The following is a 13,449-nucleotide window of genomic DNA, read 5'->3' as shown; positions in this document are numbered from 1 at the left end:
GAAATTCTTGGTGCGGTCGAGAGGACTTGAACCTCCACGGTGTTGCCACCACTGGCACCTGAAGCCAGCGCGTCTGCCATTCCGCCACGACCGCATATGAAGATCTATCTCTCGTTTTAAAAACTGGTGAGCCATGAAGGACTCGAACCTTCGACCCTCTGATTAAAAGTCAGATGCTCTACCAACTGAGCTAATGGCTCTCGAAAAATGGCTGGGGTACTAGGATTTGAACCTAGGAATGACGGAGTCAAAGTCCGTTGCCTTACCGCTTGGCTATACCCCAATAGCCATGAAGTAAAGATGGTGGGGAGAGACGGATTCGAACCGCCGAACCCGGAGGGAGCAGATTTACAGTCTGCCGTGTTTAGCCACTTCACTATCTCCCCAAGCTTGTCCTTCAAAAGTAAACCTTATTCAACTTTCAAAGAAAAAGTGGTGCCGGCAATAGGACTTGAACCCACAACCCCCTGATTACAAGTCAGGTGCTCTACCAATTGAGCTATACCGGCGTGTTTTGTATAAATGGTGGCTCGGGACGGAATCGAACCGCCGACACGAGGATTTTCAGTCCTCTGCTCTACCGACTGAGCTACCGAGCCTCAAGCGTAATTATTTCGCCATCGCTTGAGAAAAATGGCGGAGCTGACGGGACTCGAACCCGCGACCTCCGGTGTGACAGACCGGCGTGAACTCCAACTTCACCACAGCTCCATGTAAAACATTCAGTTGTTAAAAGTGGTGGAGGCTGACGGGATCGAACCGCCGACCCTCTGCTTGTAAGGCAGATGCTCTCCCAGCTGAGCTAAGCCTCCAGGACCCCTGTGATTGCAGGGCGTTTTGCTAGGTGACCCGTAGGGGATTCGAACCCCTGTATGACAGCGTGAAAGGCTGCTGTGTTAAACCGCTTCACCAACGGGCCGTTTCAATGGCTCCTCGGGACGGACTCGAACCGCCGACCGATCGGTTAACAGCCGATTGCTCTACCAACTGAGCTACCGAGGAATAATCATATTTTAGAATGGTGGAGCTGAACGGGATCGAACCGATGACCTCCTGCTTGCAAGGCAGGCGCTCTCCCAGCTGAGCTACAGCCCCATCCTAACGCTTTAATGACGTAATTGCCATGTCAGCTATGTAAGTGGTGGGCCTAGGCTGACTCGAACAGCCGACCTCACGCTTATCAGGCGTGCGCTCTAACCAACTGAGCTATAGGCCCATAATTACTTCCGGAACTTAAATCTATCACACTTTTAAATTCATTGCAATAGAAAATTTGATTTTTTTTATTGCATGAGTGAACTTTTTTTGTGGAATACGAGCTTAACAAAAGCACACTCTATTATAAGTCATGTTCATCGTATTTTTCAAATGTGTTTTTATATTTTCATAAAGAAAAAGCTTGCCCGGTAAAGGACAAGCTTTTCTTCGTTCCAACTTAAATATCAAGATCGCGTACGTTTGCCGCGTATTGCTCAATAAACTCCCTGCGAGGCTCTACTTCGTCTCCCATCAGTGTCTCAAACACCATATCGGCATCCATAGCATCCTCGAGATCTACCTGAAGCAACGTACGAACTTCTGGGTCCATCGTAGTCTCCCACAATTGATCCGCATTCATCTCACCTAGTCCTTTATAACGTTGGACGTTAGGCTTGGGTTGAGCCTTCAAGGTAGCGAGTACCGCATCACGTTGTTTGTCGGTATAAGCATACTGCAACGTCTTCCCTTGCTTGATGCTGTAGAGAGGCGGCTGCGCAATATAAATATACCCCGCTTCAATCAACTGTTTCATGTAACGGAAGAAGAACGTCAGCAGAAGCGTCCGAATATGCGACCCGTCGACGTCGGCGTCCGTCATAATGACGACTTTGTGGTAACGTGCCTTTGAAATATCAAAGTCTTCGCCAACACCCGTTCCCAAAGCCGTAATAATGGCACGGATCTCGTTATTCCCGAGAATTTTGTCCAGACGTGCTTTTTCTACGTTCAATACCTTCCCGCGAAGAGGAAGAATGGCTTGGAAATGACGGTCGCGTCCCATCTTCGCAGAACCACCCGCAGAGTCACCCTCTACAATGAACAGTTCAGATTCGGATGCGTCCTTGGAAGAGCAGTCCGCCAGTTTCCCTGGCAAAGCACTTACTTCCAGGGCACTCTTGCGACGAGTCATTTCACGTGCTTTACGAGCTGCCTCACGGGCACGAGATGCCATGAGTGCTTTTTCCACAACTTTTTTGGCTACACCCGGGTTTTCTTCCATAAAGGTGTTAAAACGGTCACCGAAGACTGACTCAGTAATGCTTCGCGCTTCCGAGTTGCCCAGCTTCGTTTTTGTTTGTCCTTCAAACTGAGGCTCTTGAATTTTTACGGAGATAATCGCGGTAATACCTTCACGCACATCGTCCCCGGAAAGATTCGGATCCTTTTCCTTCAGGAAGTTAAACTTGCGGCTGTAGTCGTTGATAACACGTGTAAGAGCCGTTTTAAATCCGGTTTCGTGGGTACCACCCTCATGCGTGTTGATGTTATTGGCAAAAGAGTAGATGTTGCTCACATAGCTGTCGTTGTACTGAAGGGCAACCTCCACGACAAGACCTTCTTTTTCCCCTTCGCAATAAATCACATCATCATGCAAGGCTTCCCGGTTTTTATTCAAGTATTCTACGAACTGGATGATACCGCCCTCGTAGTGGAAGGACTCTTCCTTCTGCTGATCTGGACGTGTATCTTTCAGCGTGATACGCAAACCTTTGTTAAGGAACGCCAGCTCGCGAATACGTTTTTGCAAAATCTCGTATTCAAATACCGTTGTTTCGGTAAAAATAGTCGGGTCTGGCTTGAAGGTAACTTTTGTTCCCGTCTCTTCGGTCTCGCCCACTACAGCAAGATCGGCATCCGGCGCGCCTACTTTAAAGCGCATGTAGTATACCTGGTTATTTTGTTTAACCTCGACTTCCATCCATTCGGATAGCGCGTTCACTACCGAGCTACCTACCCCGTGAAGACCGCCGGACACTTTGTATCCGCCACCACCGAATTTACCCCCGGCGTGCAATACAGTCAAAACGGTTTCAACAGTGGATTTCCCGGTCTTTTCATGAATGCCAGTCGGGATTCCTCGACCGTTATCGGTTACAGATACGGAGTTGTCTGGATGAATGACCACCAAGATCTCGTCGCAATAACCGGCCAGCGCCTCGTCAATGGCATTGTCGACAATCTCCCATACCAGGTGATGCAAACCTCGGCTGCTGGTCGACCCGATGTACATGCCAGGACGTTTCCGAACTGCCTCTAACCCTTCCAGTACCTGAATCTGACTCGCATCGTAGTTTGTATCTTTCGTCGTCACTTGATCCACTACTCTGTCAACTCCTCCACTTCAGCTTGTACAAAGGGAAACTGATCCAAGCTGTCCACGAACTGAGCGCGTCGCTTCAGCGTCAGAGAAGAAATAGGTGAACAGTAAATGGCGTTCTGGGTGATTACATAAGACTTCGTTTCTTCCTCGCTATGATCAACAATTGTCTTACTTTTTTCGAGTAAGAACGCTTTGTTGATTTTTGAGGATTTCACAGTCTGATGATCAAGAATGGAAATGACTTCCTTCGTGCTCACCACAGTATCTCCACCAATGTGAATAAACATCCCTGTACCCCCTACCTTTCTCCGGAGATTTTCCCTTCCCTCACGTAAAAACGAGAGGCTTGCTGGAGAACCTGATGCTTTAAGCCTTCCACACCTGTGGTACTTACAAACGTCTGTACTCGATCCTGAATGGTTTCGAGCAGCAATGTTTGCCGATGTTCATCCAACTCTGACAAGACATCATCCAACAACAAAACGGGGTATTCTCCCACTTCTTCTTTAATCAGCTCAATTTCGGCTAATTTAATAGACAGCGCACTGGTGCGTTGCTGTCCCTGGGAACCATACGTTTGCACATCCATGTTGTTCACTTTAAGTGAAAAATCATCACGGTGTGGCCCAATAAGGGTGCTCCCCCGCATGATTTCCCGGTCGCGAACCTCTTCGTAGGCAGCAAGCATTTTATCTACAGCCTGATCTATCGTCATCTCTTCTGTAACGGGCGATGAGTTTACGTAATGCAAAGAAAGTCTTTCCCTGCCATCGGTAATGCCGGTGTGGATTTCCTGTGCCCACGTCTCCAACTTCCGAAGGAACTCAAAACGCTTCCGTAACAATTTTACCGCTAAATCGGCTAATTGGGTATTCCAAATTGCCAGCATTTCCAGCGAGTTACTTTTTTTCATGGCCAAATCCTTTAAAAGCTGATTTCGCTGGGCCAGCACTTTGTTGTAATTGCTCAAATAATAAAGATACGTAGGTGAAACCTGACCGATTTCCATATCGATGAAGCGTCTGCGCTGGGCAGGTGCGCCTTTGACAATGGAAAGATCCTCAGGTGCAAACATGACGACATTCAATGCCCCCACATAGGCACTCAGCTTCTGCTGTTCCATTCCGTTGATTTTGGCCCGCTTTCCCTTGGTTGTCAACTGCAGCTCTAAACGAACAGAACCGTAGCGACGAAGAACATCGCTACGGATCGTGGCATAATCGGCATCCCAAGAAATTAGCTCCTTGTCACGGGGCGTTCGGTGGGATTTGGCGAGTGCCAAAACATAGATCGATTCGAGAGCATTCGTTTTCCCTTGAGCGTTGTTGCCAATAAACAACTGGATGGGACCGTCAAACGACAGGGACATCGTTTCGTAGTTGCGATAATTGGTTAGCGACAGGTTCTTGAGAAACAAGAATCACGCTCTCCTCTCAGGGGCGTACCACTTGATAGCGACCATAGCCTTCAATCGCCACTTCATCGCCAGGATATAGCTTGCGTCCACGTCTGTTGTCTAACTCTCCATTGACCTGGATCGGAACCTCAGCCAAAAAAGCTTTGGCCATTCCCCCCGTGTCAATGATTTCAGCCAGCTTCAAAAATTGGCCGAGAGCAATATAGTCTGTGCTAATGGAAACCTCACGCATGGCTTGGCTCCTTTCTTTTACGTAAAAACAAATTAGTACGTACGAACCGGCAAAATCAAATGGAGCATCCAGTCGTGATCGGTCGGACGAATCACAAATGGACTCATCGGGCCGCTAAAGCTCGCTTTGATTTCCGCGCTATCGATTGCACGCAGCGCATCGATCATGTATTTGGCGTTGAAGGAAATTTTCAATTCTTCGCCATTCATTGCTTTTGGCGTCAAAATGTCCGTTACTTTCCCGATCTCAGGTGCATTGGACGTAATTTCGACGGTTCCATCAGGCATCGTAACGAGCTTGACTACGTTCGATTTGCCTTCGCGGCTCAGCAAGGAAGCACGCTCAATGGATTGCAAAAACTCCTTGGTGCTGACGGTGATTTCCGTTTTACTTCCTTGTGGAATAATTCTGGTCGTGTCTGGATATGTTCCTTCCAAGAGACGGGAATAGAACAAGATATGCTTGGACTTCACCAAAATTTGATTGTCAGCAACAACGATATCCGCGAGATTTTGGTCGTCATCTAATATTTTTACCAATTCATTGCAGCTTTTACCCGGAACAACCACGTTATGGAAAGAAAGATCCTCTGGGCATTCGACCATAGCAGTACGACTAGCCAAGCGATGGCTGTCGGTTGCCACAAAACGCAATTTGCCTTGATCAAGCGACCACATCAAACCAGTCAAGATCGGACGCATTTCGGAAGTAGAGACACCAAATACAGTCTGGCGAATCATTGCCTTCAGTAAATCACAGGGAACACTGAAGACTTTATCTTCTTCCAGATGCGGCAGCTGTGGATATTCGTTGGCATCCATTCCGTTAATGGTGAACTCCGCTTGTCCGGAACGAATTTGGGTTACGAGACGATCATCAACTTGAATATCGATTTCATTGCTTGGCAGCTTGCGCACGATTTCGCTGAAAATACGTGCAGTCAACACAATGCTACCAGGTTGATGTACGGTTACTCCCCATTCTCCGGCTTCTTCCAGCGGGATCTGAACTTCAATAGACACATCAGAATCGCTTGCTGTCAGTGTCAAACCTTCATCATCCGTTTTGATTTTAATCCCGGTCAAAATTGGAATCGTAGTTCTGCTAGAAACTGCTTTGCTAACATGCGATACGGCGTTCGATAGCTTTTCACGCTGAACGGTAATATGCATCGACGTGAGCCTCCCTCTCCGGCGCCATTATTTTTGGTTGGAATCTGCATAATGGCTGCGCCTTTATCATAACTTATTAGGATAGATCTTTTTAACAGAAGTAGTAATAGGGCCTGTGGATTTGTGGATATGTGGGTTCAATACGTAAAAGAGAGCCTATACACATGTGGGTAAGTTGTGTATAGGCTTTTTGCGTTATGCACAGGTTTAATGGTTTGCTTTTAACTTTTCAATGAGCGACTGAATGGTTGTTTGCATATGAGGGTCATTTGCCAGCGCACGAGAGATTTTCTCATGGGCATGGATGACTGTCGTATGGTCACGGCCGCCAAATTCATCACCGATTTTCGGCAAGGAGGCATCCGTCAGCTCTCTAGAGAGATACATCGCAATCTGACGTGGGAAAGCGACGGTTTTTGTCCGTTTTTTCGCCTTGAAATCTTCTAGTTTCAGGCTGAACGCTTCTCCGACCGTTCGTTGGATGTCCATAATGGTAATCACGCGTGGGCGGGAGGAAGGAATAATGTCTTTCAGTGCTTCCGCTGCCAGCTGCGTGTCGATATCGCGATTAATCAAGGAAGAGTAGGCAACGACACGAATCAGTGCGCCTTCCAGCTCGCGGATGTTGCTGTCGATCTGGTTGGCGATGTACGCCATTACCTCATTAGGGATATCGAGATTTTCCGCTTTCGCCTTTTTGCGCAAAATCGCAATCCGCGTTTCGAGGTCTGGCGGTTGAATATCCGTAATCAGTCCCCATTCGAAGCGTGAGCGGAGACGATCCTCCAGTGTTGGGATCTCCTTGGGAGGCCGATCGGAGGAGATGATGATTTGTTTGCTTTCTTCATGCAAGGCATTGAACGTATGGAAAAACTCTTCTTGTGTCGATTCTTTGCCCGCTAAAAACTGAATGTCATCAATTAAAAGAACGTCAACACTCCGGTATTTATTGCGGAATTCGACGGCTTTGTTGTCACGAATAGAGTTGATGAATTCATTGGTGAATTTCTCAGACGACAAATAGACCACTTTCGCCGATGGGTTGTGCTGAATGACATAATGGCCAATTGCATGCATTAAGTGGGTTTTGCCAAGTCCGACTCCTCCGTATATGAAGAGGGGATTGTAAGCTTTTGCAGGAGCTTCAGCAACCGCAAGCGATGCGGCGTGAGCGAATCGATTCCCTGAGCCGATGACAAACGTGTCAAAGGTGTATTTGGGATTTAAGATACTGGGTGGCTGGTCATCCGCGACTGTTGGCGGCTCGCTCATTTTCACCCGTGGGGCAGGTTGTTCGTCGGCAAAAGCCGCATCAGGATTTTGCATCGCGACGAACTTTACTTTCATATTGATACCCGTCACTTCATATAGTGTATCGGTAATCAGTTGTGCGTACCTGGTTTCTAGCCAATCACGAGCAAAGTCGTTTGGTGCGACGACGATCAGTGCATCTTCTTCTAATGTAGTTGCCTTTGTCGCCTTCAGCCAGGTATCAAAACTGGGTTTGCTTAGCGATTTTTCTATCTTGGCGAGTACTTTGCGCCATAGTTCGCTAATCGCTGCATCCAACCAGAATCCCTCCCTCTGGACCATCCGAAAAATTGATGAAGCACCGATCCATAATGATCGAGAAAAAGTGCAAAAACCTGCTATGTTGTGACCTAATTGTCAACACAGTCGAATGTAGCGACTGTGGATAAAAAAAGTCGAAATATAGGGATTCCGCTCGTAGAAGTGAAAAAAAGCAGACGGTTATCCTCAATCCTGTGAGTAACGACATACACATAGGAAAGAATCTGTCCACAAACTTATCCACACCCTGTGGAAAAACCGATTTACGTATCGGAGTTATTCACGCTTCAAAACAAAAACATAATAACAGATATAAGGCATGGTATCAATGGTTTTTTCATACTTATCCACAAACACAACTTCTGGTACTCCCCACATATTCACATCCCTATATTTTGTGTACAAGCTGTAGATAAACTTGTCGAAACCTGTTTTTGTGGATAAAATGATATCCACAGGTTCGGGAAATAGTTTTATGGGGATATTTGCCTTGGTAATGAAATTCCACTGTCACTTGACTTTTTAGGCATATGTTCTTATAATGCAAAAGAATGTCTTTGCAAGACGGAGGTGTATACGTAATGAAACCATCTTTCAATCCTAACAACCGCAAGCGCAAAAAGGATCATGGATTCCGTAAGCGCATGAGCACAAAGAATGGCCGCAAAATTTTGGCTGCTCGTCGTCAAAGAGGTAGAAAAGTTCTTTCCGCTTAGGCCACACTTTCAGTGGCCTTTTTGTTTGCTTACATATGTCTGAAAATTCTTTGTTCTTATAAAAAGAGGAAGGCTCTCTCCGATGTGGAAACCTTTTGAGGGATAATCGTTACCTAGCTACCAAAAATCCTACTATTTATTGAAGGGACAGGAGGAGGCCGATGGAGCAAAGCAAGGACGTAACCGAGTTTTTTGTATCGTTGGCGCGCGAGTTTCTTGACGAATGGCCTCTAGCTAGCTTGGTATGTGCCTATGCTGGTGGATCTGTCGGGAGGGGAGAAGCGGACGCATACAGCGACCTCGATTTACACATCTTTGTGGAGGGAGAAGGTGATCCTTCCTTTGAAAATCGTCTGTTTAGAGGGCATGTGATACAGTTACAGGTCCAAGCTGCTCCTACAGATGAAGAAGTATACGAGAATCCGTGGGCATGGCGTTACTTAAAGGAAGCAAAGGTTGTTCTGGACCCAGAGGATTGTTTCACTTCCTGGATGAATGACATGTGTGCCTACATGGATTCTCTGGCTGGAAAAGAGAAAATGTTCGCACAGGCAAAAGCGGTGGTAGATTCATTCCACGAAGAGGCGCAGGCTGCCTTAATGGAAGGCTTCCCTTACTCTGCTTATTTGGCTGCATGGGCAGGATGGATCGGTGCGCATCAAATGAGTGCCTTTTTCCAGGGGCATTCATTGAGTGATGCACAGCTGTATCAGTTGGTACAGAAAACAGGACGTTCCGACGGTATGGAAGGCTTTTTTCAGGAGACATACCAGCGTAATGAAGAGGTACAGGATGCACTCATGCTATTGGCGGACTATCGAGCTCATCTACGGTCAAAATATGAGGGGACCCAGTTTGCGCTAGCGGTTGAAAATGATTGGTTAGTAAAGAAAAAGGCTCAGAGATTGCAGGAGAGAAATCAGTTTGATATGGCCGGGTTTTTATTATTTTCAGAGGCGATCTGGTTATATCATAGCGTGGATTCTGATGAATGGCTGGAGAATCATTGGGCGGATCTGCCTGCTAAGCTTTCCTTGTCCCTTCAAAAATTGGGCTTTTTCCAAGCGGATGAGCAATTGCTCTCTGACTTGCGCTATGCCAGTGCAGAAATCATCGCGGAAATTGGCTAATAGCATTCATTTTTTCCACTGAATTTTTGATTTTGTTCTAAACCGAGTATACTTAGGGGAAAAAAGTGGACGAAACAAGGATATACTGGTAGATGCTGTGTACGTTTTCTACTATAATTGTGATGTTAGGGGTTGTTTACCTTTGCATCGTTCACACCGGCTCAAAAAAAATGAGCAATTCCAAGCTGTGTTTCAACGAGGAAGTTCTGCTGCTAATAAGCAGTTTGTCTTGTATTCAGCAAAGCAAGAAGGACAAGCGGCTTTTCGCGCGGGAATTTCCGTAAGTAAAAAAATTGGCAATGCTGTTGTCCGCAATAGAGTCAAGCGGCTTATACGCGAAGCAGTAGCTCGAATGGAGTCTGATATTCCGGTCAGTCTCGATCTCGTCATCATCGCCCGTCCGGGTGTGGAAGCGATGACGCTTGAAGCCATTGAGCAATCTCTGTTACATGTGATGAAGCGAGCCAAAGTGATCAAACAGGCACCCGTACATAATGGAAAAAGAGATGGAAAAAGAGGGTGAAACGATGATGGTGAAGATCATGGTTTGGTTGATTCGGGGATACCAACTGATGATTTCTCCGTATAAACCACCTTCATGCAGATTCGCGCCCACCTGTTCTCACTACGCAATCGAGTCGATTCGTCGATTTGGGGCGTGGAGGGGAGGCTGGTTGGCCCTTCGTCGCATCTTGAAATGCCATCCGTTCCACCCGGGCGGGTATGATCCAGTCCCGGATCAGCACAAATAAGATTACCTCAATTGAAGCGGGGAAAAGGAGGATCACCCTTGAGTAGACGTACACTCAGCATTCTTATGCTGACTATGCTGGTTCTAGTTTTGTCGGGCTGTAACCCCCAAGCTGCTGCACCAATTGGCCCTGACGCAACCGGCATTTGGGACAAGTATTTTGTTTATCCACTGTCCTGGCTAATTAAAGAGAGCGCATTGATACTCGGAAACAATTACGGTCTGGGTATCCTGATTGCAACGATCATCATCCGAATCATTGTGCTTCCATTGATGGTCAAGCAAATCAAGAGCTCCAAGAAAATGCAAGAGATTCAACCGGAGATGCAAAAAATCCGTGAGAAGCACAAGAATGATCCACAAAAAGCGCAAGCGGAAACAATGGCTTTGTTCCAGAAGAGCGGTGTCAATCCGTTGGCTGGATGCTTGCCAATGTTGGTACAAATGCCGATTTTGATCGCGTTCTACCATGCGATCATCCGTACGACCGAGATTAACTCGCAAACGTTCATGTGGTTAACGTTGGGAGAAAAAGACCCGTACTACATTTTGCCGATTGTTGCGGCGATTACGACGTACCTACAGTCCAAGATGATGGGTCAGGCAACACAAGGAAATCCACAAATGCAAATGATGATCATCATGATGCCGCTGATGATTTTGGCGATCGCCGTCACATTGCCATCAGCGCTGTCTCTGTACTGGGTATACGGTAACCTATTTACCATCGTACAAACCTACTTCCTGTATCGTGATAAAGGAAATATGCCTACTCCTAAAGGGGGAGCCTCCAAGTGAAAAAGGTGGTAGCTACGGCAAAAACGATCGACGATGCTGTGCAAAAAGCTTTGCTGGAATTGGGAGTGCCGCGTGAGCGGGCAACGATCCAAGTTCTAGAAGAACCAAGCAGAGGATTGTTTGGACTGATTGGGGCAAAGGACGCTAAAGTGCAAGTAGAATTTCACTTTGATCCGGTTGCACAGGGACGTGACTTTCTTCAAGACGTTTTGTCGAACATGAAGGTGAATGCCAAAGTGGAGACGCGTACAAATGAAGAGGGTATGCTGTTTGACATCCAGGGAACCAATCTGGGAATCATTATTGGCCGCAGGGGACAAACTCTTGATTCATTACAGTATCTCGTAAACGTCGTAGCGAACCGTCATGCGGACAAACATGTACGTATCACTTTGGATGCCGAAAATTACAGGCTGCGTCGCAAGGAAACATTGGAGCAGCTCGCAGATCGTGTGGCGAAAAAAGCGTTATCGACCAAACGGGATGTGCGTCTGGAACCAATGTCTGCTGCTGAACGGAAAGTAATCCATGCCTTCTTGCAAAAGAGAGCGGATGTGGTTACTTTCAGTGAAGGAGACGAGCCAAATCGTTATATCGTGATTGCACCGAAAGAAGCCTCTCGCTAGGCTTCTTTTTTTTGCTGAAATTAAGTGAGCAAGCGTCGACATTTTGAACAATCTCTTCAAAAAGTTGTCCACTGTGGATAATTGACCAAATGGTTGAGGATTTGCGAAAATGATTATACTGTGGATAACCAAAATGGACAGCAACCTTGGCGGATAGGGTTGCTTTTTCCTATTAGATGTTTAGCCATATGGATTGGCTGCACTTTCTTTTGGAATTTTTCTAGACGATCTGTTATGCTAGTAAGTTAGTGGCTGACTTGTAAGAGTGGAAAGCTTGAGGTGAACAGCATGAAATTCGATACAATAGCGGCGGTCGCAACACCGATGGGTGAAGGCGGTATTGCCGTGATCCGGGTAAGCGGTACGGAAGCGATCGAAGTTGTGGATAAGATATATAAAGGAAAGCAGCGGTTGTCCACTGTGGACAGCCATACGATCCATTATGGGCACTTGTATGAGCCAAACACAGGTGAACGAGTGGAAGAGGTACTGGTTTCCGTAATGAAGGCTCCCCGTACATTTACGAGGGAGGATGTAGTTGAGGTCAACTGTCACGGAGGAATTGTTTCCGTTGAAAAGGTTCTGGAGTTAATCTTGGATAATGGTGCAAGATTGGCGGAGCCGGGCGAGTTCACAAAGCGTGCGTTCTTAAATGGACGTGTCGATTTGTCTCAGGCTGAGGCCGTCATTGATTTGATCCGGGCGAAAACAGACAGAGCGATGAAGGTCGCATTGAATCAAGTAGAAGGGAAGCTGTCCAGGCTCATTCGGCAGCTGCGCCAAAACTTGATTGAAGCGATGGCCCATATAGAAGTAACACTGGACTATCCAGAGCATGACGTTGAGGAGTTTACACAAAATTTCTTGCGAGGAAAGTGCCTGGAGGTTAAAGATGAAATCCAACGCCTGTTGCAGACCGCACAGCAAGGAAAAATTTTGCGTGAAGGCTTGTCGACCGCGATTATTGGACGTCCAAATGTAGGAAAATCCTCTCTATTAAATAGTCTGGTCCAAGAGGAAAAGGCGATTGTGACTGACGTTGCGGGAACGACACGCGATGTTATCGAAGAGTATGTCAATGTGCGTGGGGTTCCTTTGCGACTCATCGATACCGCAGGAATTCGTGATACAGAGGACATCGTGGAGAAAATCGGGGTAGAGAAGTCCAGACAGCTGCTGCAAAAGGCTGACCTCGTGTTGCTCGTGGTCAACTACAACGAGCCTCTCTCCGCCGATGATTACGCGATTTTTGAAGCGGCAAAAGGGTTCCATGTAATTGTGATCGTTAATAAATTCGACCTGCCGCAAAAAGTGGATTTGGAAGAGATCAAGCGTCATTTCCCTCAGCAGCCGTTGATTATGACGTCTGCGCGTGAGGAGACGGGGATCGATCTTCTGGAGCAGGCAATTGGGGAGATTTTCTTCAGTGGCCGCGTGCAGCAGGATGACTTGACCTACGTGAGTAACGCCAGACATATTCAACTGCTTCGTCAGGCAGAGCGAGCCATAGATGAAGCACTGGGTGGAATCGACGACTTGATGCCAGTAGACATGATTCAGATCGACATTAAAAAGTCGTGGGAGCTGCTTGGGGAAGTCATCGGGGAAAGCGTCGGCGAGGATTTGATTGACCAGATTTTCTCCCAGTTCTGTCTGGGTAAGTGATAGAGGAGG

General features: G+C 46.9%; 13 protein-coding genes and 12 tRNA genes. 7 read left to right on the top strand and 18 right to left on the bottom strand.

What is annotated here, in order from left to right; translation table 11 throughout:
* Positions 1-8 precede the first annotated feature (8 nt).
* The 18 genes from HP398_RS20715 to dnaA all read right to left on the bottom strand — a co-directional run bounded on the left by HP398_RS20715 (position 9) and on the right by dnaA (position 7,775).
* Positions 9-94, bottom strand: a tRNA-Leu gene (locus HP398_RS20715).
* A 30-nt stretch (positions 95-124) separates the two neighbouring features.
* A tRNA-Lys gene (locus HP398_RS20710) sits at positions 125-200 on the bottom strand.
* 8 nt (positions 201-208) lie between these two features.
* Positions 209-283 (bottom strand) — tRNA-Gln (locus HP398_RS20705).
* 18 nt (positions 284-301) lie between these two features.
* Positions 302-386: transfer RNA gene (locus tag HP398_RS20700), tRNA-Tyr, on the bottom strand.
* 47 nt (positions 387-433) lie between these two features.
* Positions 434-509: transfer RNA gene (locus HP398_RS20695), tRNA-Thr, on the bottom strand.
* 14 nt (positions 510-523) lie between these two features.
* Positions 524-599: transfer RNA gene (locus HP398_RS20690), tRNA-Phe, on the bottom strand.
* A gap of 35 nt (positions 600-634) precedes the next feature.
* Positions 635-711: transfer RNA gene (locus HP398_RS20685), tRNA-Asp, on the bottom strand.
* Positions 712-736: 25 nt separating this feature from the next.
* Positions 737-812, bottom strand: a tRNA-Val gene (locus HP398_RS20680).
* A 33-nt stretch (positions 813-845) separates the two neighbouring features.
* Positions 846-919: transfer RNA gene (locus tag HP398_RS20675), tRNA-Glu, on the bottom strand.
* 7 nt (positions 920-926) lie between these two features.
* Positions 927-1,002: transfer RNA gene (locus tag HP398_RS20670), tRNA-Asn, on the bottom strand.
* A gap of 17 nt (positions 1,003-1,019) precedes the next feature.
* Positions 1,020-1,095 (bottom strand) — tRNA-Ala (locus tag HP398_RS20665).
* Positions 1,096-1,139: 44 nt separating this feature from the next.
* Positions 1,140-1,216: transfer RNA gene (locus HP398_RS20660), tRNA-Ile, on the bottom strand.
* Positions 1,217-1,435: 219 nt separating this feature from the next.
* Positions 1,436-3,361, bottom strand: coding sequence for a DNA topoisomerase (ATP-hydrolyzing) subunit B (gene gyrB / locus HP398_RS20655; RefSeq protein WP_017246849.1), 1,926 nt, complete (start codon positions 3,359-3,361; stop codon positions 1,436-1,438).
* On the bottom strand, positions 3,361-3,648 hold the full coding sequence (gene remB / locus HP398_RS20650; RefSeq protein WP_017246848.1) for an extracellular matrix regulator RemB: 288 nt from the start codon (positions 3,646-3,648) through the stop codon (positions 3,361-3,363). Before remB ends, gyrB begins: the two co-directional genes overlap by 1 nt.
* Before the next feature lie 11 nt (positions 3,649-3,659).
* Positions 3,660-4,778, bottom strand: coding sequence for a DNA replication/repair protein RecF (recF, locus tag HP398_RS20645; protein ID WP_106835596.1), 1,119 nt, complete (start codon positions 4,776-4,778; stop codon positions 3,660-3,662).
* 16 nt (positions 4,779-4,794) lie between these two features.
* Positions 4,795-5,010, bottom strand: coding sequence for a S4 domain-containing protein YaaA (gene yaaA / locus HP398_RS20640; protein ID WP_017246846.1), 216 nt, complete (start codon positions 5,008-5,010; stop codon positions 4,795-4,797).
* Positions 5,011-5,042: 32 nt separating this feature from the next.
* Positions 5,043-6,182 carry a DNA polymerase III subunit beta gene (gene dnaN, locus HP398_RS20635; RefSeq protein ID WP_017246845.1) on the bottom strand — a complete coding sequence of 380 codons (1,140 nt, stop codon included), beginning with the start codon at positions 6,180-6,182 and terminating at the stop codon, positions 5,043-5,045.
* A 207-nt stretch (positions 6,183-6,389) separates the two neighbouring features.
* Entirely contained in the window at positions 6,390-7,775 is a 1,386-nt protein-coding gene (gene dnaA / locus HP398_RS20630; protein ID WP_085965027.1) for a chromosomal replication initiator protein DnaA, read from the bottom strand.
* 560 nt (positions 7,776-8,335) lie between these two features.
* On the opposite strand from dnaA, the gene rpmH reads away from it, so the two are divergent.
* From rpmH to mnmE, 7 genes are all read left to right on the top strand, one after another.
* Complete coding sequence (gene rpmH / locus HP398_RS20625) at positions 8,336-8,470, top strand: 50S ribosomal protein L34 (protein ID WP_007720125.1); 135 nt, start codon at positions 8,336-8,338, stop codon at positions 8,468-8,470.
* A gap of 161 nt (positions 8,471-8,631) precedes the next feature.
* Positions 8,632-9,600: a nucleotidyltransferase domain-containing protein gene (locus tag HP398_RS20620; protein ID WP_173623516.1), complete on the top strand. Its 969-nt coding sequence runs from the start codon at positions 8,632-8,634 to the stop codon at positions 9,598-9,600.
* A gap of 142 nt (positions 9,601-9,742) precedes the next feature.
* Positions 9,743-10,123 (top strand): ribonuclease P protein component, encoded by a 381-nt coding sequence (gene rnpA / locus HP398_RS20615; protein WP_017246841.1) that lies wholly within the window; start codon positions 9,743-9,745, stop codon positions 10,121-10,123.
* The gene (yidD, locus tag HP398_RS20610; protein WP_235617586.1) at positions 10,095-10,352 is read left to right on the top strand and encodes a membrane protein insertion efficiency factor YidD; all 258 of its coding nucleotides are present in this window, start codon (positions 10,095-10,097) and stop codon (positions 10,350-10,352) included. The genes rnpA and yidD overlap by 29 nt, the downstream gene beginning before the upstream one ends.
* 38 nt (positions 10,353-10,390) lie before the next feature.
* The gene (gene yidC, locus HP398_RS20605; RefSeq protein ID WP_017246840.1) at positions 10,391-11,149 is read left to right on the top strand and encodes a membrane protein insertase YidC; all 759 of its coding nucleotides are present in this window, start codon (positions 10,391-10,393) and stop codon (positions 11,147-11,149) included.
* Complete coding sequence (gene jag / locus HP398_RS20600; RefSeq protein ID WP_007720132.1) at positions 11,146-11,775, top strand: RNA-binding cell elongation regulator Jag/EloR; 630 nt, start codon at positions 11,146-11,148, stop codon at positions 11,773-11,775. Before yidC ends, jag begins: the two co-directional genes overlap by 4 nt.
* A gap of 288 nt (positions 11,776-12,063) precedes the next feature.
* Positions 12,064-13,440, top strand: coding sequence for a tRNA uridine-5-carboxymethylaminomethyl(34) synthesis GTPase MnmE (gene mnmE, locus HP398_RS20595; protein WP_173623515.1), 1,377 nt, complete (start codon positions 12,064-12,066; stop codon positions 13,438-13,440).
* Positions 13,441-13,449: the final 9 nt, after the last annotated feature.

Source organism: Brevibacillus sp. HB1.4B (assembly GCF_013284285.1).
Classification (GTDB): domain Bacteria; phylum Bacillota; class Bacilli; order Brevibacillales; family Brevibacillaceae; genus Brevibacillus; species Brevibacillus porteri.
This window is presented reverse-complemented; position numbering and strand designations above follow the sequence as displayed.